Annotated in this window: 17 protein-coding genes; 7 read left to right on the plus strand and 10 right to left on the minus strand. The window is 66.1% G+C overall.

The window, feature by feature from the left end:
• Positions 1-11 precede the first annotated feature (11 nt).
• Genes ACZ1II_RS19300 through smpB form a run of 3 tightly spaced genes read right to left on the minus strand, consistent with a single transcriptional unit; the run spans position 12 to position 3,561 of the window.
• Complete coding sequence (locus ACZ1II_RS19300) at positions 12-2,450, minus strand: hybrid sensor histidine kinase/response regulator (protein WP_465147340.1); 2,439 nt, start codon at positions 2,448-2,450, stop codon at positions 12-14.
• 35 nt (positions 2,451-2,485) lie between these two features.
• Complete coding sequence (locus tag ACZ1II_RS19305; RefSeq protein ID WP_465145203.1) at positions 2,486-3,082, minus strand: DUF2062 domain-containing protein; 597 nt, start codon at positions 3,080-3,082, stop codon at positions 2,486-2,488.
• Positions 3,079-3,561 carry an SsrA-binding protein SmpB gene (smpB, locus tag ACZ1II_RS19310; RefSeq protein WP_465145204.1) on the minus strand — a complete coding sequence of 161 codons (483 nt, stop codon included), beginning with the start codon at positions 3,559-3,561 and terminating at the stop codon, positions 3,079-3,081. Before smpB ends, ACZ1II_RS19305 begins: the two co-directional genes overlap by 4 nt.
• A gap of 258 nt (positions 3,562-3,819) precedes the next feature.
• Between smpB and ACZ1II_RS19315 the strand changes: the two genes are divergently transcribed.
• Positions 3,820-5,697 carry an alpha/beta hydrolase family protein gene (locus ACZ1II_RS19315; protein WP_465145205.1) on the plus strand — a complete coding sequence of 626 codons (1,878 nt, stop codon included), beginning with the start codon at positions 3,820-3,822 and terminating at the stop codon, positions 5,695-5,697.
• Positions 5,698-5,753: 56 nt separating this feature from the next.
• On the opposite strand, the gene dapA is transcribed toward ACZ1II_RS19315, so the two are convergent.
• Positions 5,754-6,635 (minus strand): 4-hydroxy-tetrahydrodipicolinate synthase, encoded by an 882-nt coding sequence (gene dapA, locus ACZ1II_RS19320; protein ID WP_465145206.1) that lies wholly within the window; start codon positions 6,633-6,635, stop codon positions 5,754-5,756.
• An 80-nt stretch (positions 6,636-6,715) separates the two neighbouring features.
• Here dapA and ACZ1II_RS19325 point away from each other — a divergent pair, with 80 nt between their 5' ends.
• Positions 6,716-8,692 (plus strand): lytic transglycosylase domain-containing protein, encoded by a 1,977-nt coding sequence (locus ACZ1II_RS19325; RefSeq protein ID WP_465145207.1) that lies wholly within the window; start codon positions 6,716-6,718, stop codon positions 8,690-8,692.
• Positions 8,693-8,901: 209 nt separating this feature from the next.
• Here ACZ1II_RS19325 and ACZ1II_RS19330 read toward each other — a convergent pair whose 3' ends face one another.
• Complete coding sequence (locus tag ACZ1II_RS19330; protein ID WP_465145208.1) at positions 8,902-10,275, minus strand: glycoside hydrolase family 27 protein; 1,374 nt, start codon at positions 10,273-10,275, stop codon at positions 8,902-8,904.
• A 122-nt stretch (positions 10,276-10,397) separates the two neighbouring features.
• Between ACZ1II_RS19330 and greB the strand changes: the two genes are divergently transcribed.
• A complete protein-coding gene (gene greB / locus ACZ1II_RS19335; protein WP_465145209.1) occupies positions 10,398-10,883 on the plus strand; it encodes a transcription elongation factor GreB in 486 nt (161 codons plus the stop codon).
• Entirely contained in the window at positions 10,880-11,389 is a 510-nt protein-coding gene (locus ACZ1II_RS19340) for a hypothetical protein (RefSeq protein WP_465145210.1), read from the plus strand. Before greB ends, ACZ1II_RS19340 begins: the two co-directional genes overlap by 4 nt.
• A 214-nt stretch (positions 11,390-11,603) precedes the next feature.
• Here the strand turns inward: ACZ1II_RS19340 and ACZ1II_RS19345 are convergent, their stop codons facing one another.
• Entirely contained in the window at positions 11,604-12,272 is a 669-nt protein-coding gene (locus ACZ1II_RS19345; protein ID WP_465145211.1) for an outer membrane protein, read from the minus strand.
• 330 nt (positions 12,273-12,602) lie between these two features.
• Between ACZ1II_RS19345 and rlmN the strand changes: the two genes are divergently transcribed.
• Together rlmN and ACZ1II_RS19355 are read left to right on the plus strand one after the other, a co-directional pair.
• Positions 12,603-13,871, plus strand: a complete 1,269-nt coding sequence (gene rlmN / locus ACZ1II_RS19350; protein ID WP_465147341.1) for a 23S rRNA (adenine(2503)-C(2))-methyltransferase RlmN — start codon at positions 12,603-12,605, stop codon at positions 13,869-13,871.
• A 172-nt stretch (positions 13,872-14,043) separates the two neighbouring features.
• Positions 14,044-14,970 carry a formylglycine-generating enzyme family protein gene (locus tag ACZ1II_RS19355; protein WP_465145212.1) on the plus strand — a complete coding sequence of 309 codons (927 nt, stop codon included), beginning with the start codon at positions 14,044-14,046 and terminating at the stop codon, positions 14,968-14,970.
• Between the two features lie 64 nt (positions 14,971-15,034).
• Here ACZ1II_RS19355 and ACZ1II_RS19360 read toward each other — a convergent pair whose 3' ends face one another.
• The 4 genes from ACZ1II_RS19360 to ACZ1II_RS19375 form a co-directional block, all read right to left on the minus strand.
• Positions 15,035-15,775 (minus strand): LuxR C-terminal-related transcriptional regulator, encoded by a 741-nt coding sequence (locus tag ACZ1II_RS19360; protein WP_465145213.1) that lies wholly within the window; start codon positions 15,773-15,775, stop codon positions 15,035-15,037.
• Between the two features lie 941 nt (positions 15,776-16,716).
• Complete coding sequence (locus tag ACZ1II_RS19365; RefSeq protein ID WP_465145214.1) at positions 16,717-17,400, minus strand: PIG-L deacetylase family protein; 684 nt, start codon at positions 17,398-17,400, stop codon at positions 16,717-16,719.
• A 3-nt stretch (positions 17,401-17,403) separates the two neighbouring features.
• Positions 17,404-18,309, minus strand: coding sequence for a methionyl-tRNA formyltransferase (locus tag ACZ1II_RS19370; RefSeq protein WP_465145215.1), 906 nt, complete (start codon positions 18,307-18,309; stop codon positions 17,404-17,406).
• A gap of 17 nt (positions 18,310-18,326) precedes the next feature.
• Entirely contained in the window at positions 18,327-19,562 is a 1,236-nt protein-coding gene (locus tag ACZ1II_RS19375) for a glycosyltransferase family 4 protein (RefSeq protein ID WP_465145216.1), read from the minus strand.
• A gap of 461 nt (positions 19,563-20,023) precedes the next feature.
• On the opposite strand from ACZ1II_RS19375, the gene ACZ1II_RS19380 reads away from it, so the two are divergent.
• Positions 20,024-22,123, plus strand: a complete 2,100-nt coding sequence (locus tag ACZ1II_RS19380; RefSeq protein WP_465145217.1) for a polysaccharide biosynthesis protein — start codon at positions 20,024-20,026, stop codon at positions 22,121-22,123.
• Positions 22,124-22,161: the final 38 nt, after the last annotated feature.

Genomic DNA, 22,161 nt, shown 5'->3' on the forward strand with positions numbered 1-22,161 from the left:
GGAACGATGGCTTATTTCCTATTTTTAACGCCGCCTGCGGTGCGGGCCAGAACATCCCCGACTTTTTCCGAGAGCTGCTGCACGGAGAACGGCTTGGGCATGAACCAAGCATTGGCGATGCCGATTTCCTTGCGCAACTGCTCCTCGGCATAGCCCGACATGAACAGCACCGGCAGGTCCGGGGCGATGCGGCGGATCTCGCGCGCCATGCCGGGGCCGTCGAGCGTGGGCATGACCACGTCGGAGATCACGAGGTCGAACCGGCCGCCCTCCTCCACGAGTTCCAGCCCCTCTTCGCCGTCGCGCGCGCAAGTCACGACATAGCCCTGCCGGGTGAGCGCGCGTTCGGCGACGATGCGCACCGGGTCCTCGTCCTCGACCAGCAGGATCGCGCCGCCGCCCGCCCACTGGCTGGGTTCGGCCTCGGGTTCCTCGACCGGCGCGGGTTCGGGCGCGGTGCCGGGAGCGACGTGGTGGACCGGCAGGTAGACGACGAAGCGCGTGCCTCGGCCCGGCTCGCTTTCCGCGAAGATGAAGCCGCCCGACTGCTTGACGATGCCGTAGACGGTCGAGAGGCCGAGGCCGGTGCCCTTGCCCTGCTCCTTGGTGGTGAAGAACGGCTCGAAGATCTTGCCGAGGTGCTCGGGCGGGATGCCGCCGCCGGTATCCTCGACGATCAGCGCGGTATAGTCGCCCGCCGGGATGATCTCGCTGCGCATCGCCCGAACGTCGGTATTGCTGATGCGGCAGGTGGCGAGCGTGAGCGTGCCCGCGCCGTCGCCCTTCATCTGCATCGCGTCGCGCGCATTGACCGCGAGGTTGACGATCACCTGCTCCAGCTGGGTCGGGTCGGCGCGGACCGGGCCGAGGTCGCGGTCGTGGGTGACGACGAGCTGGATCTTCTCGCCGATCAGGCGGCGCAGCATCTGCGAGACGTCCGCCACCACGTCGGGCAGCTGGAGCACTTCGGGGCGCAGGGTCTGCTGACGCGAGAAGGCCAGAAGCTGGCGGGTCAGCGAGGCGGCGCGGTTGGAGTTGGCGCGGATCTGCTGGATGTCGTCATAGTCCGAATCGCCGGGCGTATGGCGCATCAGCATGAGGTCGCAGGTGCCGAGGATCGCGGTCAGCACATTGTTGAAATCGTGCGCGACGCCGCCCGCGAGCTGGCCCACTGCCTGCATCTTGGTGGCCTGCGCGACCTGGCGCTTGAGGCGGGTTTCCTCCGAGGTGTCGGTGAGGCCGAGCAGCACCGCCGCCTCGCCGAGACCGCGCACGCCCGCAAGACTGAGCGAAACCGGATCGTCGGGCTGGGTGGTCAGGCGCACGGCGATGTCGCCCGCCGCGGCGGGGCCTTGCGCGAAGCGGCGGATCGCCTCGGACAGCGCGCGCTTGTCGTCGCGGACGACGAGGTCGGTGGGATAGCTCGGCGGGTGCTGGCCCTCCTGCCCGGCGGCGCGCATGAAGGCGGGATTGGCGAAAAGCAGCCGTCCGTCGCGGTCGGCCATGGCGAGGCCGAGCGGCAGCTGGCTGATCAGCGCCTCCAGATGCGGCGCGGCGGTGCCGCCGCCTCCTCCTGCGCCGATGCCCTGCCCGGCCTCGACCACCAGCATCAGCGAGGGCGTGACATGGGGATCGGGTTCGCCCGGCGCATCGGGATCGGCGATCGGGACGTGGTAGAGTACGAGCGGCCCGCCGCGTCCGGCTTCGCGCGCCCAGCCGATGCGCTCGCCTTCCTCCTGGCTGATGAGCGAGACGAAATCGAGGCCGGTCATATCGGCGAGGGCGTCACCCGTCGCGCGCTGGGAGAAACCGGCGCTGGCGGCGCGGATCATGCCGTCGGGATCGACCACCGCCGCCGAGATACCGGCGCGGGCAAGGCCCTTGCCCAGTTTTCCGTCGATCTGGCGGACCATCTCGCCCACGAGATCGACCGAGCTGACCGGCTGGAAGCGCCAGACGAGAAAATCGTCGCCCCGGCCCGAGCGCTGGATCTCCACCCGCCAGTCGGCCGGAATATCGCCTTCGGTGCGCAAGTCGGTGCGGGCATGGCCGTCGCGCCAGGCGGCGCGGACGGCTTCTGTAAGGCGCTCGGTGGCGGCATCGCCCACCGGCAGGCGCGGCGGCGGACTGGCAGTGCCGAACCACTGCTCGAAACCGGCATTGGCGCAGGCGAGGCGCCCGGCGCGGTCGGTGACGGCAATGGCGCTGTCGGCGCGGTCGATCGCCGCGACGGTAACGGACCAGTCGGGCTGGGCGAATTCGACGTCGGCAGCCTCGGTCCGGCGATTGGCGACCATCCAGGCGATACCCGCGAAGACCAGTAGCGTGCCGGTGAGGATGGCGGTGAGCAGTCCGTCGCCGCTGACCAGCCAGACCAGTCCGGCGCTGAGCACCAGCGCGATGCCGACGATGGCAGTGTCGGAAAGACCGCCGATTTTACCCGTCGCCATGACCTCGCCCGCTTCCCGCTCCCGCTGGCCTGCCTTCATGCAATTCCTTCCGTATCGGCGGGTTTCGCCGCCACTGCAGCAGCCGCCGCGCGGTGGCGGCGGGCGCGGTGCTTGCGCCCGATCCAGTAGCGCCAGAACCAGATCGTCAGGAAATAGCTGACGAAAGCGGCGACGACCGACTGGATGAACAGGCCGATGACGACGGCAGGCGCGGTGTCGGACAGCAGCCAGTTTCGCCACTGCGCCAGGCCCGCCCCTTCGCGCACCATGGCCTCCACGGTGGCGATGTCGGCGTGGTAGCCGAAGCTGTTGCCGATCGCGACCGCCACCGGCAGGATGATGAGCAGCGTCGTCACCGGGTTGGAAATGAAAGTGATCGCGGCGGCGAGCGGGATATTGCCGCGAAACGGCACGCACATCAGCGCCGCGCCGACGATCTGGACGCCGGGAATCAGCGCGAAGATGCCGATGAACATGCCGACCGCCACGCCGCGCGGCACCGAGCGGCGGGTGAAGCGGAACAGTTCGGGGCGGCGCGTGAAGGGCGCCGTGAAGCGATTCGCCTCAAGCTGCGCATGGGTGGGCATCTGGCCGTGCAGCCAGGCGCCCAGCCGGTGCAGCAGCGCGCTCACTTGTGCTCGCGCAGGATGCGGCCCTGCTCCCGCTTCCAGTCGCGTTCCTTGATGGTGCTGCGCTTGTCCGCCGCGTTCTTGCCCTTGGCCAGCGCCAGTTCGACTTTCGCGCGGCCCCGGCCGTTGAAGTAGATCGAGAGCGGCACCAGGGTCATGCCCTTGCGTTCCACCGAGCCCTGGAGGCGGGAGATTTCCCGCTCGTGCAACAGCAGCTTGCGCGGGCGCTTGGGCACGTGGTTGTAGCGGTTGCCGTGGCTGAATTCCGGTACGTTGGAGTTCACCAGCCAGCATTCGCCGTTCTTGACCTCGGCGTAGGCCTCCGCGATCGAGCCTTCGCCGAACCGCAGCGATTTCACCTCGGTGCCGGTCAGCGCGATGCCGGCCTCGAAGGTTTCCTCGATGTGGTACTCGAAGCGGGCCCTGCGGTTTTCCGCGACGCTCTTGTGCTTGTCGAATGTCTTGTGCTGCGGACGTGCCATGATGACCCGGCATGTAGGGATTCGCGCGCAAAAAGGAAACGCCCCGTTTGCGCGATTTCGTCATGCCGTGAACGATCGGTGGTCGGACCGCCTGCATGAAAGGATTTTAACCGCGACGGCGCCGAAGATTGTCCTTGCCAAACAACCCCGCCGATTTGATTAGTCGGGAACAAACGGGGGAAATTCTACGTGCACCTGATACTTCGGTCGGCTCTTCCGGCCGCCTTGCTGATTGCCGAATCCACATTTTCTACTGCCATGGCTGCGCCCGGCGCGCCGCCGCTCGATGCCTATGGCGAACTGCCGCAAGTGGAGGATGCCGCGCTCTCGCCGGACGGCACCTCGATCGCCAGCGTCACCAACAGCGACGGCGAGCGGCGCGTCGTGGTCATCAAGGACAACAAGGTCGTGCTCAGCGGATCGCCCGGCACCTCCAAGGTCCGCGCGATCGAATGGGCGGACAACGACACCGTGTTGCTGACCAACAGCGCCACGGTGCCGCTGTTCGGCTTCACTGCCGCCAAGTACGAGATGAACGGCACGATCATCCTGCCCCTGAAGCCGGGCAGCGAATCGGGGATGGTCTTCGCGAAGAACCAGGCGATCGCCAAGACCACGCGCGGCCGCTACGGCATCCGCACGATCGACGGCCGGACGGTCGGCTATTTCGGCGGCATCGCGCTCGATGTCGAAGGCAGCCAGACCCGCTGGCGCCATGGCCGCTCCACGCTCTATGCGGTGGACCTCAAGACCAATCGCGCCCGCGCCCTCGCTTCGCCCCCTGCCGAAGACCATTACCGGGACTGGCTGATCGACCGCAGCGGCAACGTGGCGGTGATCCTCGACATCTCGGAGGCGAGCGGTCTCTGGAAGATCAATGTCCCGCGCGGGGCGGAACTGGCGCGCGGCATCGATCCGACCGGCAATGTCAGCCTGATCGCCTTCGGCAAGGGCGGCGCCACCGTGATCTACGCGATCGAGGACGAGGACGGCGACTCGCGCTGGTTCGAAGTGCCGCTGGCCGGCGGGGAAGCCAAGGAAATCCTCTACGACATCGGCATCGACCGCCTTTTCGTCGATCGCAGCAGCGGCGACATGATCGGCTATCGCACCCAGGGCGAGACGCCGCAGACGGTCATGGACGATCCGGCCCATCAAAGCGCCATCACCCGCATCTTCAAGGCCTTTTCCGGCCGCGAAGCGCATCTGATCGACTGGACGCCGGACTTCGCGAAAGTGCTGGTGCGCACCACCGGCAACAAGGACAGCGGCACCTGGTATCTCGTCGACGTGCGCGCCAAGCGTGCCGATCCGATCGGCTACGAACGCGGCGATATCCCGCCGGAGCAGGTCGGGCCGATCTCGGTCGTCAACTACAAGGCGCAGGACGGTCTCGAGATGGACGGCATCCTGACGCTGCCGCCCGGCCGCGAGGCGAAGAACCTGCCGGTGATCCTGCTGCCCCACGGCGGCCCCGCCGCGCACGACAAGGCCGAGTTCGACTGGTGGGCGCAGGCTTTCGCCTCGCGCGGCTATGCAGTGTTCCAGCCGAACTTCCGCGGCTCGACCGGACGCACCGATGCCTTCCGCCATGCCGGGGACGGCCAGTGGGGCCGCAAGATGCAGACCGACATTTCGGACGGTCTCGCCGAACTGGCCAAGCAGGGCATCGTCGATCCGAAGCGCGCCTGCATCGTCGGCGCGAGCTATGGCGGCTATGCGGCGCTGGCCGGTGTCACCCTGCAACAGGGGCTTTACCGCTGCGCGGTCTCGGTGGCAGGCGTCGCCGATCTCAGGCTGATGTATTCCACCGACATCCGCGAAAGCGGCGATTCGAAGATGCTCACCAAGGCGCTGCGCGAACAGCTTGGCGACCCCAAGCTCTACGACGAAGTGTCACCCCGCCGCTTCGCCGCGCGTGCCGATGCGCCCGTGCTGCTGATCCACGGCAAGGACGATACGGTCGTCGGCTACAAGCAGAGCCAGGTCATGGCCGATGCGCTGAAGGACGCCCGCAAGCCCTACGAGTTCGTCACGCTGGCAGGCGAAGACCACTGGCTGTCGCGCGAGGAAACGCGCAAGCGCATGCTGTCTGAGGCCGTGCGCTTCGTAGAGAAGAACAATCCGGCGGATTGAGGGCCGGCCTATAAACGTCGTCCCGGATCAGGTCCGGGACGACGGCATATTCACTTTCAGACCAGTCCGGCGTGGACCAGCGCTTCGTCGACAGCGGTGCGGGCCTTGTCGCTGCACGGGACCAGCGGCAGGCGCAGTTCGTTCTCGATCCAGTCGTGAACCTGGGCCAGCGCGTACTTGCACGGTCCCGGCGAGCTGTCCTCGAACATCGCGTAGTGCAGCGGATAGAGCAGGTCGTTCAGGCGGCGCGCTTCCTCAAGGTCGTTGGCCGCGCAGGCTGCCTGGAACTCGGCGCAGAGCTTCGGCGCGACGTTCGCCGTCACCGATATGCAGCCCACGCCGCCCGCCGCGTTGAACGGCAGCGCCAGTTCATCGTCGCCGCAAAGCTGCACGAAGTCCTTGCCGATGCCCATGCGGTGGTCGGTCACGCGGCTGAGATCGCCGCTAGCGTCCTTGATGGCGATGAAGCGATCGGGGAAACGGCGCGCCAGTTCGCAGACCGTTTCCGGCAGCAGGTCGGTGACGGTGCGGCCGGGCACGTTGTAGAGCACGATCGGCAGGTCGTTGTTTTCCGCCAGATAAGTGAAGTGGGCGAGCAACCCTGCCTGGCTCGGGCGGTTGTAATACGGTGCCACCAGCAGCGCGGCGGAGGCACCGCACTTCTTGGAGAAGTTCATGTGCAGCAGCGCATTCATCGTATCGTTACTGCCACAGCCCGCGATTACCGGCACGCGTCCGGCCGCCTGCTCGACGCAGAGTTCGATGACGCGGTGATGCTCGGCGTTCGAGAGCGTCGAATTTTCGCCGGTCGTGCCGCAGGGAACGAGCGCTGAGGAGCCCGATTCGATCTGCCAGTCCACGAGTCGCCGAAAGGCCTGTTCATCGAACGCTCCGTCGCGAAACGGTGTAACAAGCGCAGGAATGGAACCCGAGAACATGGACTTTACCTCACCGGATGTTCAATGATCGGGGCCGACGGACCCGATGTTCAGCGCCTGATAAGGAGCCTTTTCCCAAAATGTCCAGCATGCAGCGTGTTGCCCCCCTCGTCTTGCTTGCTTCGACCGCCCTCTTCGGCATCGCTTTCGCCGCCCCCGCAGCCGCACAGGACGGCCGCGAATGGGACCTTGCGAAGGCGCGCTCCATGCAGTCGCACGATATGGCCGTTCACCAGTCGATCGACCGCTGGCGCCAGCTCGTGGCGTCGGACGGGTTCGATTTCGGCAGCTATTCCAGCTTCCTGCTGACCTATCCCGGCTATCCGCAGGCCGACAAGATTCGCGGTTCCGCCGAACGCGCGCTGGTGAATCAGGCCCCCGACGCCAATTCCGTGGTCGCCTTCTTCACCCGCTATCCGCCGCTCTCGAACCAGGCCGCCGGGCGCTATGCCACGGCGCTGACCACCTTGCGCCGTCCCGAGGCGCAGCAGCGCGCCCTCGCCGCCTGGCGCGGCGGCACGCTGGCGCCGAGCGACGAGGCGGCGATCCTCGCGACATATCGCGGCGCGCTGACGACGACCGATCACGACACCCGCATGGACCGCCTGCTCTGGCAGGGCGAGACCGCGCAGGCCGAGCGGCAGATCTCCTTCGTTTCCGCCGAACGCCGCGCGCTGTTCATGGAGCGGCTGACGATGCTGCAAGGCTCGCCCCCCGGCACGCTGGGCCTGACCTTGACGCCGCAGATGAACGCCGACGCAGGCTATATCTACGCCCGCGCCGTCCAGTCCCGCAAAAGCGGCAACCTGCCCGCCGAGATCGCTCTCCTGTCCAATCGCCCCACCCTGACGACGCCGGTGCCCGAGCCGGAGAAGTGGGTGCGCGAACTGCTCACCGCCGCCAAGGGCGCAGGCGCGGATTCGGCGGTGCGGATCGCGGGCGGCATCGACGACGCCTTCGCCCCCGGCACCGACATCAGCCAGCTCTCCTTCCGCCTGCGCGACGACTACACCACGCTCGTCTGGCTGGGCGGCACCAAGGCGCTCTGGCAACTGGGCGACGCCCGCCGCGCCGCGCCGCTGTTCTACCGCTACGGCGCCGCCGCGCAGACGCCGGGCACCCGTTCCAAGGGCTTCTACTGGGCAGGCCGCGCGCTCGCCAAGGCCGGGGACACCGCAGGCGCCAACCGCTACTTCCAGATGGCCGCCGCCTATCCGCACTACTTCTACGGCCAGCTCGCGCTCGAACGTCTGGGCCGCCCCCTGCCCGACCTCGACACCCGCCCGCGCGCCGTGCCCACCCAGGCCGAGCGCAGCGCCTTCTTCGCCAAGCCGCTGACCAATGCCGTGCGCGACGTCGCCCGCGACGGCGATTGGCGCACCACCGTCCAGTTCTTCCGCGAAATCTCCGACCAGGCCCAGAGCGAGAGCGACCACGTCCTCGTCGCCGAACTCGCCCGCGACATCGGCCGCCGCGACCTCGCCGTGATCCTCGGCCAGAGCGCCCACGGCGACGGCTACCAGGACTTCGGCCAGATCGCCTATCCGCTGATCCCCATGCCGCCGGGCGCCGACTTCGCCATGGTCCACGCCCTCACCCGGCAGGAGAGCCAGTTCGCCCAGAATGCCCTCAGCCACGCCGGAGCGCGCGGCCTGATGCAGCTCATGCCCGCCACCGCCCGCGAACAGGCAGGCAAACTCGGCCTCGCCTACGACCAGAACCAGCTGGTCAGCGACGCCACCTACAACATCCGCCTCGGCGATGCCTACTTCACCCGCATGCGCAACTACTTCGGCGGCTCGCTGCCGCTGGCGGTGGGCGCCTACAACGCAGGCGCGGGCAATGTGAACAAGTGGCTGGCAGCCAACGGCGATCCGCGCACCGGCGCGGTCGACTGGATCGACTGGCTGGAACAGATTCCGATCTACGAGACCAAGAACTACATCCAGCGCGTGCTGGAGAACGCCGTGGTCTACGAGTCGATGTATCCGACCCAGTCGGGCTATCGCGGGAATACGCCGCTTACGCAGTTGATCGGGAAGCGGGCGCCGGGGTGAGTGTTTAGGTTTTAAGAGAAGAAGCAGGGGAGCATCGCCCCCCTGCACCCCCAATACCGTCTAGGTCATGCCCAGCCTACCCGTTGCGCGCCCATGGCGGCGTCGGGAGACTTATTGGCTGCGCCGCAAGGGGCGCACTACAGGTAGGTAGCGCGCGACGCTGACATTTCGAGGGTCTGGGGGATCATCCCCCAGGACTTCCTCTTCCCTTAAATGCCCTTCACCCTGAACAACCCCGCCCCATGCGAAGCAAGCCGCGCCGAAACGCTCCCTTCGACTTGGCCAAGGTCCTTCCCTTCCCACAAATCGCGCACCGTCGCCTTGCCACCGAGACCAAGCAACGAGAGCGCCACGCTCACCTCGCGCGGCTGGTCGGACACATTGAACAGCGCCACGTAGCGATCCGCGCTACCTTCCGCGCGCGCGGTCCAGACCTTGGTGCCGTCGTCGAGGAACAGCGGCGCGTTGTCGGTGCTCGACTGGTTTACCGCCAGCACTTCGCGGTTGGTCAGCAGCGCCAGTGTCGGTGCGTCGAGGTGGCGCAGGTCGCCGCCCATGATGAGCGGCGAGCGGGCGATCGACCAGAGGGTCATCAGCGTGCGTTGTTCGTCGGGGGTGAAGCGGGTGTCGCGGTCGCCCAGGGCGAGGCGGCCGAGGGGGAGCATGTCGGCGTCGGGCCAGGAGCCGGGGCCGCGGAACGGCGTCCAGTTTTCGAGGCGGGTGAACTGGGCGTAGAGCTGTGCCCATTCGTCCCAGAAGTCGTCGGAGATGCGCCACATCTGCGCGTGCTGGCGGACGTGGGCGCCGCGCAGGACGGGGGTTTCGCCGGGGGAGAGGCTGAGCACGATGGGGCGTCCGCAGCGGGCGATGGCCTTGGCGGCGGCCTCGATTTCCGGCGCGTGGGCGTCGTAGGGGCGGCTCATGTCGTCCATCTTGACGAAATCGACGCCCCAGGAGGCGTAGAGCGCAAAGATGCTATCGTAGTATTCCTGAGCGCCGGGCTTGCTCATGTCGACGCCGTACATGTCGGGGTTCCACGAGCAGATGCTGGAGGTGTCGGCGATGTCCTGCGCGCGCAGCTTGGTGCCGAGAATGGGGAGGTTGAGCTTGACGGCATGGCGGGGGATGCCGCGCATGACGTGGATGCCGAACTTCATGCCCATGGCGTGGACTTTGGCGGCGAGCGGCGCGAAGCCCTTCCAGCCCTTTGACGAAGGGAAGCGGTTCGGGGCGGGGATCACCCGGCCATGGGCGTCGAGCGCGGGGATCGGGTTGGCGTTGTAGGTGTAGCTCCTGGCCTCCGGCTCGTACCACTGGATGTCGACGGTGAACACGTCGTAGCCGAAGGGCAGCAGCTTCTCGCGCATGATCGCGGCGGTTTCGAGCGCCTGCGCCTCGGTGATGGTTCCGGCGAAGCTGTTCCAGCTGTTCCAGCCCATCGGCGGGCGCGGCGCGAGGGCGGCACCGGGCGCGGGTTCGAGAGTCGTCGAAGGACCAACGACTTGCGCACCCGCCCTTGCGGCAAGGCCGGCCAGCGGCGCGGAAGCGGCGGCGAGCAGCGCGCTGCGGCGTGAAAATTCCATGGTCTGTCCTTGCTCCCAATTCGTAGACCGCTCTTTTGTCGGACTAATAGAGCATACGCAAGGTCGTGGAGAAGGCGGCGGAGGACTTGGCCGAACCGGCAATGCTTTATAAGGATCAGGCCATGAAACCGTCCGGTCCTCCGATTTCGCCCGCAGGCATGGCCGCGCTGCGCGCCCGTTACGACCACCTGCTCGGCAAGGAGCGCCCGGAGATCGTCGAGATCGTCTCCTGGGCGGCGGGCAACGGCGACCGCTCGGAAAACGGCGACTATCTCTACGGCCGCAAGCGCATGCGCGAGATCGACCGCGAACTCGGCTATCTCGCCCGCCGGATGAAGGCGCTACGGGTGGTGAACCCGGCCAACCAGACCGAGCGCGGCAAGGTCTTCTTCGGCGCCACCGTGACGATCGCCGATGAGGACGACGTCCACAAGACGCTCACCATCGTCGGCGACGACGAACAGGACGCGGCGAAAGGCCTGATCGGCTGGAGCGCCCCCCTCGCCCGCGCCCTGCGCGGCGCCGCCGTGGGCGACCTCAAGATGGTCCGCCTGCCCTCGGGCGAGAAGGAGTGGGAAGTCATGGAGATCGAGTACCCGGTCCGGTGACTTTCCGATTCCCTGCACTTGCCCTGACGATTGCGGGCTGCCTCTTCGCGCTGCCCGCCGCACCCGCGCTTGCCCGCGAGAGTCTGGGTATCTACGCAGGCTGGGGCGCGTTTCGCGATCCGGTGATCCCGCGCTGCTATGCCATCGCCATGGCCGAGCCGAACGCCGCCGCACGCGAGTATCAGCCTTTCGCGGCGGTCGGCACCTGGCCCCGGCGCGGGGCGCGGGGGCAGGTGCATTTCCGGCTTTCGCGGCGGCTGGCTCAAGGGGCGCAAGTCACGCTTTCGCTGGGCGGGCAGCGCTTCGTTCTTGCAGCGGGCGAAGGCGATGCCTGGGGGCGGGACGAGAAGGACAACGCCGCCATCGTCGCCGCCATGCGCTCGGCCCCGCGCATGACCGTCACCGCACGGGACCGGCAGGGGCGGCGTTTCGTCAATGCCTGGGCGCTCTCGGGTGCCGCTTCGGCGATGGATGCGGCGTTGATCGGCTGCGCCAAGCTGCAATAAAGCGCGGTCGGGGTGTCCGCTTCCCCCTCTCCACCCGCTCAGACCGAGCTTGTCGAAGCCCCCTGCGGCGGGGTGCTGTGGCTCCCACCCTTCGACAAGCTCAGGATGAGCGGGGTGGGTGAGGAGAAGTTTGGGGACTGGTAAACCGCCCTCGCACGCCCACGAAAAAGGGCGGGAGCTTTCGCCCCCGCCCTCTTCCTCAATCATCGCTCGCTCAGAAGCGGACGCCGGCGCCGACCATGACCTGGTGACGGTCGGTGTCGAGATTGAAACGGGTGCCGTCCGGAATGTCGCCGGTATAGTCGATCTCGCCCTTGCTGTAGTTCGAGTAGCGGTATTCGAGCTTCACGAAGGCATTGTTGGTGACAGCCTGCTCCACGCCCGCGCCGATGCGCCAGCCGTCGGCGTCGATGTCGCGGTTGGTCTCGACGGTGCCGAAAGTGCTGCGCACGTCGAACTTGGCGTTGGTGTAGCCGCCCTTGGCATAGACCATCGTGGTCGGCGTGACGACATAGCCGAGGCGGGCGCCGACATAGAGGTCGCGGTTGGTCTTGACGTTGCCGATGCCGAAGCCTTCGAAATCGCCGTCGTCGAACTTGGTCTTGGCGGTGGACCAGGTCACTTCGGCCTCGGGACCGAAGACCAGGTTGCCCGAGCGGAAGTCGTAGCCCGCGCCGACACCGTAAGCGAAGCCGTCGATCGACTGGTCGTTGTCGACATTGACGTCGTCATCGACGCTGCTGCCCGCCTTGGTCACGTCGTAACCGGCAAGCGCCTCCACGTGGAAGCCGGAGAAAGGCTGCACGGGGCCGGTGTCCTGCGCCATGGCGGGGACCGAGGCGAGCGCCGAACCGGCGGCGAGGCAGATGAGAATGTTCTTCATGCGATGCTCCATTCGTTGTTCTTTTCGGCGGGCATCCGTTTCGGCGACCGGCCCGTCCGGACTGGTCAAATGTTCGTCATAGGGAGGCGGTTTCCTGAACCTAACACAACGAAAATGCTGATGTTTTTCGGTCACACTTGATCGACGGAGCGCCTTTCGCGAGCGCCCGGCGGCGGGAACTCCAGAGGCTATTGCGGGGTTCGCGCGGGCACCTCTGCGCGCGCATCTTCCGTTTTGGCCGCGGATGCACTATATGGCCGCCCAATCATGACAGACGCGAACACCACCCTCACCGGCGCGACCGGCCCAGTTCCCCATTCCGGCGCTCCGATGCCGATCCCGGGCCATATCGACCCCGTGCCGGTGCCCCGCCCGAACCTAGTGGAGGGCGTGACCCCGCGCGAGGACGGCCGACTGGACCTGATCGGCCTGCCGAAGAAGCGGATCGCGGAACTGTTCGAAGGCGCCGGTCTCGACGCCAAGGCCGCCAAGCTGCGCGCCAAGCAGGTTTACCATTGGCTCTACCACCGCGGCGTCACCGAGTTCGAGGCGATGACCGATATCGCCAAGACCATGCGCCCCTGGCTTGCCGAGCGCTTCGTGATCGGCCGCCCCGAAATCGTCGAGGCCCAGCACTCCAGCGACGGTACCCGCAAGTGGCTGCTGCGCACGGCGGACGCGCACGACTTCGAGATGGTGTTCATCCCCGACGCCGACCGCGGCACGCTCTGCGTCTCTTCGCAGGTCGGCTGCACGCTCAATTGCCGCTTCTGCCACACCGGCACCATGCGCCTCGTGCGCAACCTGACGGTGGGCGAGATCGTCGGCCAGGTCATGCTGGCGCGCGATACGCTGGGCGAATGGCCCAAGGGCCGCATGGACTTCACCTTCGGGGACGGCGTTGATGGCGCCGACAGCGATGACGAGGAAGGCGGTTACTCGTCGGACGGCCGCTTGCTCACCAACATCGTGATGATGGGCATGGGCGAGCCGCTCTACAATTTCGACAATGTGCGCGATGCGCTGAAGCTCGTCATGGACGGCGACGGCCTTGCCCTGTCGAAGCGCCGCATCACCCTCTCGACTTCGGGCGTGATCCCGCAGATGGCCCGCTGCGGCGAGGAAATCGGCGTGAACCTGGCGGTCTCGCTCCACGCGGTGACCAAGGAAGTCCGCGACGAGATCGTCCCGGTCAACAAGAAGTACGGCATCGAGGACCTGCTCCAGGCCTGCGCCGACTATCCGGGCGCCTCCAACGCGCGCCGCATCACCTTCGAATATGTGATGCTCAAGGACAAGAACGACAGCGACGCGGATGCGCACGAACTCGTCCGCCTGCTCAGGAAGTACGACCTGCCCGCCAAGGTCAACCTGATCCCGTTCAACCCCTGGCCGGGCGCGCAGTACGAATGCTCGACGCCGGAGCGGATCAGGGCGTTCTCGGAGATCGTGTTCAAGGGCGGTATCTCGGCCCCGGTGCGCACCCCGCGCGGGCGCGACATCGATGCGGCCTGCGGCCAGCTCAAGACCGCCGCCGAGAAGAAGAGCCGCGCCGAACTGGAACGCCTCTATGCCGAGAAGGAAAAGGAACTCGGCTGAGGCCTTCCTTCACTTCAGAATTGCGCATTTGGCAGACTGCAACAGCAGCCCTAACAATACCCCGTCGCCCCCGCGGATGCGGGGATGACGGTGTAGTGATATGCGTGAGAGGACTGAGATGAGCGAGGACCTGTCTCCAAACCCAGCCAAAACGGCAGAGCGCCGGAACGGGATGATCCACCTCCCGGGCGGCACATTCACGATGGGCTCGGAGCGGTTCTACCCAGAGGAAGCGCCATCGCGGCGCGTCTCGGTCGATGCTTTCTGGATCGACGAAGCACCCGTCACCAACCGCGATTTCGCCCGCTTCGTCGAGGCAACCGGCCATGTCACCGTGGCCGAAGTCGCCCCCGATCCAAAGGACTATCCCGGAATGCCGCCGGAGATGGCCAAGGCCGGATCGCTGGTGTTCCGCAAGACGGCGACCCCGGTGGATACCGCAAACCCCGCCAACTGGTGGAACTTCGAATTCGGCGCGAACTGGCGCCATCCGCTCGGCCCGGAGAGCGATCTCGACGCGCTCGACCTCTGGGATCATCCCGTCGTCCACGTCGCCTACGCCGATGCCGAAGCCTATGCGAAGTGGGCAGGCAAGGACCTCCCCACCGAGGCCGAATTCGAATTCGCGGCCAAGGGCGGTCTCGACGACGCCGACTATGCCTGGGGCGACGAACTCGCGCCCGAAGGCCGGATGATGGCGAACTACTGGCAGGGGCTGTTCCCCTTCGCCAACCAGTGCCTCGACGGCTGGGAACGAACCTCGCCGGCGCGCAGCTTCCCGGCCAACGGCTACGGCCTCCACGACATGATCGGCAATACCTGGGAATGGACGCGGGACTGGTGGTCGGAGCGGCCCGAGGCGCCGAAGAAGTCCGGCGGCTCATGCTGCGCGATCAGCAATCCCAAGGGCGCGAAGCTGAAGGAAAGTTTCGACCCGGCCCAGCCACTGGTGAAGATCGGCCGCAAGGTCATCAAGGGCGGTTCGCATCTCTGCGCGGCGAACTATTGCCAGCGCTATCGCCCCGCCGCGCGCCATCCCGAGATGATCGACACGGCGACGACGCATATCGGCTTCCGCTGCGTCGTGCGGGAAAAGTAGAACCCTGTTTCAGTGGCCGGTCGAAACGCTCGACCGGCCCCCTGTTCTTTGCCCCGTATCCGCCCTAGCGGGCGATCGCCAGCGCCACTGGTGCGCGGACGGTTTCCTCTACCGGCACGTAGTCTGCCGTCTCGCGGAACTCGCCGCCATGGGTGATCAGGCCCTGGTTGACCGCCCAGATCGCCGCCTGGGTGCGGTTCTGCACCATCAGCTTGCGCAGGATCGCCTTGACGTGGACCTTCACTGTCGCCTCGCTAATGTCGAGGCGATAGGCGATCACCTTGTTGGGATAGCCCATGACGAGGCAGCGCAGCGTGTCGATCTCGCGTTCGGAGAGCAGTTCGCTGAGCTGGACCTGCACTTCGGCCTTGCCCTCGGCGATGATCTGCTTCTGCGGCAGATGCTGCAGCAGCGCGCTCGGCAATACCTTTTCACCCTGATTAACCAATCGCAGCGACTCGATCAGCGGTTCGGAGCCGATTTCCTTCAGCAGGAAGGCATGGGCGCCGAGCTGGAAGGCTTCCACCATCTGGCCGAAGTCGAATTCGTCGGTCAGCAGCACCGCCCGCATCTGCGGATGGCGTTCCTTCATGGCGGGAAGGCATTCGAGCAGGTCACCGCAGGTTCCCATGTCGAAAACCGTGAGGCCCACCGGCGGCATGTTACTGTCGCTGAGCACCGCGTCACAGTCCTTGAAGAACCGGGTGCACTTGAATTCGCACTTGTCGAGGATCTTGCAAATCCCTTCCCGAACGAGGGAGTTGAAACCGACAATGCTCACGGACACTTCATCAAAAGTCGACATCGTCTTTCTCTCCTGAATAACGGAAATACGGACGACCCATTTTTTTATAATTCTTTTGGGGCAAAATCCGGCGTGCGGATGCGCAGGACGGACCAGCCAAAGGATTTCACCTAAGGAAATCCCGTATCAGAAAATCAACGACAATCGCCGGATGACTGTGCCAGAAATGGCGAGCCCCCTTTGCATGCCCCCTATTTCCACCCACTCCTTAGGTAGATCATCTTAGAACATATCCTCGTCTTCAAGTCGAGGGGGCCTCTTGGTGCAATTGAGCGCCCGAACATTCATTACGAGTTTCCCGAATTCCCCATATGATCAGTTGGATAACCACGCTTTCCAAAATTTCATTCTCGCCCTTGGAAAGACGAACGTATAATTCTGGTACACTCTACCTCGAAAGAGGTAGTTAGCGGATTAAGTTTACCGTTTTCAATCGGTTAACTTACAAATCCCGATTACCCCCTTATATGACCCTGCCAGAAAAGATGAATCGCCTTCAACTTTACGGGGGCGTCACATTTTGTCGATTCCCCGCAATATCCGCATTTCCGAGACGCGACTCGCAAGCCTGCTGCAATCGACTGCGCCTCCCGAACGGAGCCAGATTGCGCGGCAATGTCGGAATGATTTCGACCGGGATGGATCGCCCGCAGGCAGCGCCTGCAAGGCAGGCTCTCCGCGCCGATCGCCTCGGTTGCGTTGCACTGCGGTATAAGACTTACGCCTTGAACGGTGGGTTTAATTCATAAACTAACTTAACTTTCACCTACGGACATACTTGCCGGTTGCCGGGCCTCCCGAACCGCGCGCGGCAAGAGGCCGGGCAAATGCGCGTAAAAGTATTCGCCAACTATATATAAAAACATCTTTCGAAAAATCGGAGCATTCCCCGCCCCGAAGCAGGCAACGCCGCAAGACGTTATTTTTACGGGGCCGCGCTTTCAGCGTTCGATGGCGCGCACCAGCACGAAGCCTTCGGCGGCTTCGGCATAGACCGTCGATCCGCGCAGACGCGCCAGCGCCTCGATGGTGATGAGCGAGCGTTCTTCGGGAAAGTCGCGAAGCTGGCTCTCGAACATCGCGAAGGCATCGAGCTTGCGTTGCAGCGTGGCGGTGATGTCGATGTGGACGTTCGGCACGAAAGGCGGCGTCAGCGGCGCAGCGTACCAGTTGGTCTCGGACAGCGTCTCGTAGGCGAGCACCCGCGTCGGCACGGTGCGATCGCGCGGGCGAGCGGCGACCATCGCGGCGAGGAACGCCAGCTGATGGTCCTGATGGATATCCCCCAGGAACGGCACGAAGAGCGTGTCCGGCTGCACCGCGCGCACCACCCGGCCAAGCGCTGCATTGAGTTCGGCAGCAGGCACGATGTCGAGCGAGGCCGCCGGAAAATCCAGCATGTGCACCTCGCTGACGCCGATATGCTCGTGCGCCCGGCGCATCTCTGCCTGGACTTTTGCCACGCCCTCTTCCGAGAAGGCCGGGGGTCGTCCGCTGGTGACAACCACGACCTGAACGTCCATCCCCGCCGCCGCCATGCGCGCCATCGTGCCGCCGCAGCCGAGGATCTCGTCGTCGGGATGAGGCGCGACGACCAGCACCTTTCCATAGTGATCGAGAGGCACCTGTTATCCTTTCAACACGGCATGAAGCGCCGGAGGCTTGCCCTCGGCCAGTTCCCAGTCGGTCAGTTCGAGAAGGCCCTCGCCGGTCTGCACGGTCAGAACGCCGCCGCGGCTGGCCATGACCTGTCCCGGCATGGCGTGATGCCGCTCGCCACCGCCGACCGGGCGCGTGGCCCAGACCGTCAGCTTGCGCCCGGAAACATGGGTGAAGGCGCCCGGATAGGGCCGCCCTACCGCACGGACGAGCCGGTCGATGGCGACAGCCGGATCGCGCCAGTCGATCAGGCCGTCGGCGGGCGTGCGCTTGGTCGCCCAGGTGGCGTAGCGCTCGTCCTGCACCGCGCGCGGCTGCTCGCCCGCGGCCAGCCGGGGGAGCAGCGTGCGCAGCATCGCGCGAAGGGCGTCCATGTGCTTGTCGTAGAGGCCCTGCGCGGTCTCGTCGCGGGCGAGGTGGAAATAGTGCTGGGCGAGGATGTCGCCGTCGTCGGTGCCCTCCGCGATCCAGAACAGGCTGGAGGCGGAGATCGGCTCGTCCAGCAGAATCGTCCAGGGGATCGCCGCCCGCCCGCGCAGACGGGGCAGCGGCGCCGGATGATAGCCGATCGCGCCTTTCGCGGCGATCGACAGAAATTCCGGCCCGACGATCTGCGACCAGCCGACCACGAAGACATAGTCCGGCCGCTCGGCGCGCACCCGTTCGAGCACGTCGGCATCGTTGGTGCGGGCGATAGGGAACAGCTGCGCCCCGGCCCGCTTGGCGAAAGGCGCCATGTCCACGATGTCGGAATGGCGCCCGTGGAGTTCGGGCGGCAGGGTTCCGACCATAGTCAGGTCCCAGTCCGCCGCGGCGGTGAGTTCTTCCACGAGGACCTGGGTGCTCCTCACGGCCCCGATCACGACAGCCCGCATTGCCCCGCTCCCGCTTCTCAGCCCACGACCGCCCGCGACGGCCCGGTACTGCGCAACGGCGCGGTCTCGGGCGGAAGGTCGCCGCCAGGCGCGGGCTGCGCGCGGATGGTCGCCGGTTCGTTCCAGGGTTCGCGCAGAAGGTCCATCTCGTCGAGCAGCTGGTGGTTCACCTTGCGCACGTCGTAGATCTTCTCGGCCAGGTCACGCGAGCGGGCGGCCATGCTCGTGACCAGCGGGGGCGCCTCGATGAAGCGCTGCATCGCCGCCTTGAGCGCGCCCACGTCGCGCGGGGCCACCAGGAAGCCGTTCTCGCCCTCGATCACCGGCTCGCGGCAGCCGGGCATGTCGGTGGTGATGATCGGGCGGCCGGTCGCCATGGCTTCGAGGATCGTGCGCGGCAGGCCCTCGCGGTAGTAGGACGGCAGCACGAAGACCGAGCTGCTGGCCAGATAGGGCCGCACGTCGCTGGTGCCGGGAATGAACTGCACCGGGAACTGACGCGCCAGCCGGGCGCATTCCACATCGTCGATGCCGGTGGGATTGGCGCGCTCGTAATGGCCGAGCACGCAGAATTCGACTTCCGGATGATCGAGCTTGAGCTGCCGCGCCGCCTCGACGAATTCGTAGATGCCCTTGTCGCGCATCAGGCGTCCGACCAGCAGGAAGCGCAGGCGCCCGCGCGGCAGCGGTTCGAGGCGGAAGCGGTCGAGATCGACGCCCGAGCCGGGCACCTGCACCACGTTCTGGCGCGGCGTGACGATGCCGAGGTCGATCATGTCCTGTCGGTCGTCGGCATTGAACACGAAGACTCCGCGCGCGCGGCGCACTGCCTCGCGGTAGAGCCGCGTCACCGCCCAGCGCAGGCCCTTGCGCGCCTTGCTATCCTCGCTGAAGACATAGCCGAGGCCGGACATCAGCGCGAAGAAACGCGGCACGCAGAGCATCCGCGCGGCGATCCCGCCGTAGATTATCGGCTTCTGCGTATAGGCCAGCACGAGGTCCGGCTTTTCCGCCATCATCAGCTTCACATAGGCGGAGAGCAGCGCCGCGTCCTTCAGCGGATTGGTGCCGGTGCGCGCCATCGGCACGAGGCGGAAGGCGACGCCCCAGGCGGCGAGGTCCTGCTCCACGGCGGCATTGCGGTCGGGCGCCACGGCGACGACCTCGTGCCCGTTCGCTTTCAGCTCCCGCAGCAGCGCGCCCCGGAAATTGGTGAGCGAATAGGCCAGGCTGGAAAGGACGAGTATTTTCATGCGTGATCGAGCCCCAGGCTGAAGGATGGTGCCGCAAGGCTGCCACCACGCCCCCGCGTAAGTGCCCCCATCCCTTCGTGCTGAATGATGGCCCTCGGACCGCCGACCGCAAGCCGACTAATCGGCTGATAGCCCTTCGAGATGACCCGCGGCGATTAAGGGCGGGATATCCGCCGCCCGGCCCGCTCCCTTTGGATCAGGCCCCTGTCCGACAGTCGAAATCGCGCCCCCTTCGCAAGGGGAGCGGCAATTACGGCTGATGGCTTCATGCACAAGTGCGCGGCCCAGGAATGGTCAATAGATCATGAATCCATGAGGCCGGATGCGGCCCCGCGCCTGTTTTCCCGCCCCGGCGATCGGCCTTCCGCAAGGACAGGTCCGAAAAACCGGAAAGGGCCCGAAAGCAGCGGGGCGAAGCGCGATCCGGGACCTGACCAGACAAAGCCGAGAAGGTCGACGCAATGAGTCATGCCGCTACGCCAAGCAGTGCCTCGACGGTTGCCGCAGGGTCCGGAAGCCGGTTCCTGCGGGTGCGCAAGCTGGGGTCGGCACATGGCCGTTCGCGGACCGCTTCCACGCAGTTCAGCCTGCGCCGCACTTTCCGCAACACCGTACTGATGTCGATCGACTTCGTCGTCCTCTCGCTCACCCTGGCGCTGGCGTTCGAGCAGATCGGCAAGACCGGCTTTCCCAAGTCGGACGGCCATCTCGGCGCGATCCTCTCCTTTGCGCTGGTGGTGATCGGGGTGTTCTACACAGCCGGCATCTATCGCCGCTCCTGGCGCTTCTTCAGCTTTTCCCATGCGATCCAGCTGGCGATGCTGACGGTTCCGGCTTTCGCGTTCGCCTGGGTGGCGATCATGATCGTGCCGGGCGTGCGGGCCGAGCGCGGCCAGCTCATCGACATCGCGCTGGCGCAGTGGCTCTTCGCGATGACCGCGCTGTTCTTCGTGCGCGGCGCCCGCCGTGCCCTGCGCGAAAAGCTGACCCATACCGCCAAGGCCCTGCCCGCCCATGTCGACAGCAAGAACCTGCGCGGTGCCCTCCTGGTCGGCTCGCCCGACTGGGTGCTCTCGATCGTCGAGATGCTGAGGCGCGAGACCACGCCCAGCTTCTTCGTCACCGGCATCCTGCTGCCCGCCGACAACGACACTCTGCAACAGATCGCCAGCGTGCCGGTGCTCGGCAGCCACGACGACCTTGCCCACGCGGTCGAGACGCTGGAACTGCAAGGCCGCCGCCCCTCGCTGGTGATTGCCTGCGACGACGGCACCGACCTCTCCAACCGCGAGATGGCCCGGCTGACCTCGCGCGCGCGCAATCTCGGCCTCGAACTCTCGCGCATCCGCGACGGGTGGAGCCATATCCTCCAGCGCAACCACGGCGCCTCGCCCGACGAGCTTTCGGTGAAGGACCTGCTCGGCCGCAGCGAATTCACGCTGGAAGGCGAGCAGATCACCAGCCAGATCACCGGCAAGTGCGTGCTGGTCACCGGCGCGGGCGGCACGATCGGCGGGGAACTGTGCTGGCAGCTTGCCAGCTTCCGCCCCTCGCGGCTGGTGCTGGTCGAGCACAGCGAATACCACCTCTACCAGGTCGAGATGAAGCTGCGCGAGCAGTATCCCGATCTCGACGTCCAGCCCGAGCTTTGCAACATCCGCGAGCGCGACGACGTGCGCCGGGTCTTCGAGAAGCATCGCCCGGTGATCGTCTACCACGCTGCCGCGCTCAAGCATGTGCCGATCGTCGAGGCCAATCCTTGCGCCGGGGTCCATACCAATATCCTCGGCACCCGGATCGTCGCCGACGCGGTCTGCGAGTTCTCGGCCAAGGCGATGGTGCAGGTCTCCACCGACAAGGCGGTGAACCCAGTGGGCATGATGGGCGCCACCAAGCGCGTGGGCGAACTCTACAGCCAGGCGCTCGACATGTGCGGGGTGGACGATCCCGAGGCCCCGCGCTTCATGACCGTGCGCTTCGGCAACGTGCTGGGATCGAGCGGCTCGATCGTCCCGCTGTTCCACCGGCAACTGCGCGAAGGCCGCGCGCTGACGGTGACGCACCCCGATATCGAACGCTTCTTCATGACCGTGCGCGAGGCGGTGCAGCTGATCCTCCAGAGCAGTTCGGCGGCGCTCAGCCAGAACTCCCAGCGCGGCACGATCTTCGTGCTCGACATGGGCAAGGCGGTGCGCATCGTCGACCTCGCGTACCGGATGATCCGGCTCTACGGCCTCCAGCCGGAGATCGACGTGCCGGTGGAATTCGTCGGCCTGCGCCCCGGCGAGAAGCTCTACGAGGAGCTGTTCGACATCTGCGAGGAACAGCTTCCCTCCGGCATCAAGGGCATCTTCGAGGCCCAGTCCAAGCCGATCCCCCTGCCCTTCATCTCGCGCAGCATCGACCGGCTCGCCCGCGCGGTGGAACTCGGCGACCATGTCGAGGCGCGGCGGATCACCCATACCTTGGTCAAAGTGCCGAGCGGCAGCGCCGGGTTCGAAGTGGTCGAGAACCCCGGCCTGAACCGCCCGCAGGGCACCGGCGAACCCGTGAAAGCCTGACGAGAAAGCCTGACACCGGGCCTTGAGGGAGACATCAT

This window comes from Novosphingobium sp. BL-S-20 (assembly GCF_055521635.1).

Bases quoted from the DNA above. Each gene is read 5' to 3' on its own strand.
- ACZ1II_RS19300 (WP_465147340.1), bottom strand. From the start codon at position 2,450: ATGGCGACGGGTAAAATCGGCGGTCTTTCCGACACTGCCATCGTCGGC.
- smpB (WP_465145204.1), bottom strand. From the start codon at position 3,561: ATGGCACGTCCGCAGCACAAGACATTCGACAAGCACAAGAGCGTCGCG.
- ACZ1II_RS19315 (WP_465145205.1), top strand. From the start codon at position 3,820: ATGGCTGCGCCCGGCGCGCCGCCGCTCGATGCCTATGGCGAACTGCCG.
- dapA (WP_465145206.1), bottom strand. From the start codon at position 6,635: ATGTTCTCGGGTTCCATTCCTGCGCTTGTTACACCGTTTCGCGACGGA.
- ACZ1II_RS19325 (WP_465145207.1), top strand. From the start codon at position 6,716: ATGTCCAGCATGCAGCGTGTTGCCCCCCTCGTCTTGCTTGCTTCGACC.
- ACZ1II_RS19330 (WP_465145208.1), bottom strand. From the start codon at position 10,275: ATGGAATTTTCACGCCGCAGCGCGCTGCTCGCCGCCGCTTCCGCGCCG.
- greB (WP_465145209.1), top strand. From the start codon at position 10,398: ATGAAACCGTCCGGTCCTCCGATTTCGCCCGCAGGCATGGCCGCGCTG.
- ACZ1II_RS19345 (WP_465145211.1), bottom strand. From the start codon at position 12,272: ATGAAGAACATTCTCATCTGCCTCGCCGCCGGTTCGGCGCTCGCCTCG.
- rlmN (WP_465147341.1), top strand. From the start codon at position 12,603: ATGCCGATCCCGGGCCATATCGACCCCGTGCCGGTGCCCCGCCCGAAC.
- ACZ1II_RS19355 (WP_465145212.1), top strand. From the start codon at position 14,044: ATGATCCACCTCCCGGGCGGCACATTCACGATGGGCTCGGAGCGGTTC.
- ACZ1II_RS19360 (WP_465145213.1), bottom strand. From the start codon at position 15,775: ATGTCGACTTTTGATGAAGTGTCCGTGAGCATTGTCGGTTTCAACTCC.
- ACZ1II_RS19370 (WP_465145215.1), bottom strand. From the start codon at position 18,309: ATGCGGGCTGTCGTGATCGGGGCCGTGAGGAGCACCCAGGTCCTCGTG.
- ACZ1II_RS19375 (WP_465145216.1), bottom strand. From the start codon at position 19,562: ATGAAAATACTCGTCCTTTCCAGCCTGGCCTATTCGCTCACCAATTTC.
- ACZ1II_RS19380 (WP_465145217.1), top strand. From the start codon at position 20,024: ATGAGTCATGCCGCTACGCCAAGCAGTGCCTCGACGGTTGCCGCAGGG.